This is a genomic window from Streptomyces sp. SID12501 (assembly GCF_010550245.1).
In the GTDB taxonomy this organism is placed as follows: Bacteria; Actinomycetota; Actinomycetes; order Streptomycetales; family Streptomycetaceae; genus Streptomyces.
The window spans coordinates 1-434 of sequence record NZ_JAAGLU010000695.1 but is presented as its reverse complement, the minus strand read 5'-3'; the positions used below and the strand labels follow the sequence as shown (position 1 = coordinate 434).

The 434-nt window shown below is 67.1% G+C and carries 1 protein-coding gene; it reads right to left on the bottom strand.

Features of this window, described 5'->3' with window-relative positions; all coding sequences use genetic code 11:
* Positions 1-434, bottom strand: a 434-nt coding sequence (gene nrdD / locus G3I71_RS47965) for an anaerobic ribonucleoside-triphosphate reductase (RefSeq protein WP_275409458.1), incomplete at both ends; no start/stop codon positions are given.

Here is a 434-nt window from a genome sequence, read left to right as displayed (position 1 = left end):
GGCGTCCGCGAGGTGCTTGTCGAGGTTGCGCTGCGCGTACGGCGCGAGCAGCTCGTCGATCCGGTTGACCGAGCAGCCGCCGTACTGCGACGACGACACGTTCGCGATGATCTGCGAGATCTGCGCGGTCGCCGTCTGGATGGACCGCGGCGGCTCGACCTGCGCGTTGCCGATGCGGAACCCGTCCGCGAGCATCGTGCGGAAGTCGATGAGGCAGCAGTTCGTCATCGGCGCGTACGGGTGGTAGTCGAGGTCGTGGTAGTGGATGTCGCCCTTCTGGTGGGCGTTCGCGACGTGGGCGGGGAGCATCCGCAGGCCGATGGCCTTGCCGACCGTGCCGGCCGTGAGGTCGCGCTGCGTGTTGAAGACCTCGGAGTCCTTGTTGGCGTTCTCGTTGACGACCGTCTGGTCCTTGTCGATGAGCCGCACGATCG